The sequence below is a fragment of the Cupriavidus consociatus genome, from assembly GCF_017814975.1.
Taxonomy (GTDB): Bacteria; Pseudomonadota; Gammaproteobacteria; order Burkholderiales; family Burkholderiaceae; genus Cupriavidus; species Cupriavidus consociatus.
This window is the reverse complement of sequence record NZ_JAGIQA010000115.1, coordinates 1-1594: the sequence shown is the minus strand read 5'-3', so window position 1 is coordinate 1594 and position 1594 is coordinate 1. Positions and strand designations below refer to the sequence as shown.

Genomic DNA, 1594 nt, shown 5'->3' with positions numbered 1-1594 from the left:
GGGGATAACTACTCAACGAAAATAGTCGCCAGAGGACTTGACTTTCAACACCCCATAGAAGTCTTACTGTGTCATAAATGTGCCCTACTATAAACTCCTTGGCACAGTTCATGAAGAGCAATGAGCGCGAGCGAGCGATTTGAGCAATACATGGAGCATTTGGCGGCGGGACTGGGGCATGCGGACCGTCATGCAGGGCTCAAGGGCTACTGCACAGGGCTGATGCTGCCGCTCACGCGGAAGAGTGTGGAGCCGATGGCGGCAGGAGTCGATCCGCTTCACGCTAGCGCTCGGCACCAGGCACTGCACCACTTTGTGGCCAAGGCCGACTGGTCCGATGAGGAGTTGCTACGCCGGATCAGTCAATGGGTAGTGCCCAAGATGGATCTCTCGACTGGCGGCTTCTGGATCATTGACGACACAGGCTTCCCGAAGAAGGGTAAGCATTCGGTTTGGGTCGCGCGCCAGTATTGTGGGGTGCTGGGCAAGCAGGACAACTGCCAGGTCGCGGTCAGTGTGTCTCTGGCCTGTGAGCAGGCGAGTGTGCCTGTAGCCTACCAGCTCTATCTACCGCGGGAATGGGCGGAAGATACTGCAAGGCGTGAGAAGGCGGGAATTCCTGATGACGTAAGGTTTACAACAAAGACCGAGATTGCTCTGCAACAGCTCGAATCGCTGTTGGCCGCCGGCGCGCCAAAGTATTGCGTATTGGCGGATGCCGGCTACGGAGTGGACAACAGCTTTCGCCAGCGTCTGAGTGATCTGGGTATGCCGTATGTAGTGGGTATCACGTCGGCGGTCGTGGTTTGGCCACCGGGGGTGGCACCGTTGCCGCCGAAGCCATATAGCGGCATCGGTCGCCCGCCGGTGATGCCGCGGCGAACTCGCAATCGACAGCCTATCAGCGTCAAGGAGCTGGCGCATTCCCTGCCGCCTACCGCATTCCAGGCGATTAGCTGGCGCGAAGGCTCAAACGAAACGCTCAGTGGGCGCTTTGCCGCCGTACGCGTGCGTCACGCCGGTGGTAATAGCGGCAAGGCGCGTCTGCGCCCCGAGCAGTGGCTGCTAATCGAGTGGCCTGCTGGGGACGCTGACCCATTGAAGTACTTCCTATCGACCCTCCCGGCCGACATTGCGCTGGATGAACTGGTCGCCCAGGCGCACATGCGTTGGCGCATCGAGCGCGACTACCAGGATTTGAAGCAGGAGTTGGGCCTCGGGCATTACGAAGGCCGAGGGTGGCGGGGCTTTCACCACCATGCCGCATTGAGCATAGCCGCCTATGGATTCCTAGTCTCTGAACGAATTATCACCGGCGGTTCAGTCGGCGCCAAAAAAAAACTTCATCGCACGCCAAACGCCTGCGCTTCCCGCAGATTACATCCCGCGGGGCAGCCCAGCGCGCCCAGCGACACGTGGCTGATTCAATCACCACGATCCGCCATCAACTCAGCATTCTATTGATCGGTAGACTCGCTATGTGTCCGTGCTGTCGGAAGCCGAACCAACAGCTTCTCTTATGACACAGTAAGACTTCTATGGGGTGTTGAAAGTCAAGTCCTCTGGCGACTATTTTCGTTGAGTAGTTATCCCC

Annotated in this window: 1 pseudogene; it reads left to right on the top strand. The window is 58.4% G+C overall.

Going from position 1 to position 1594, the window contains the following annotated elements:
* The first annotated feature begins 120 nt into the window (after positions 1-120).
* Positions 121-1423 (top strand): annotated as a pseudogene (locus J8I82_RS37605) (IS701 family transposase).
* Positions 1424-1594: the final 171 nt, after the last annotated feature.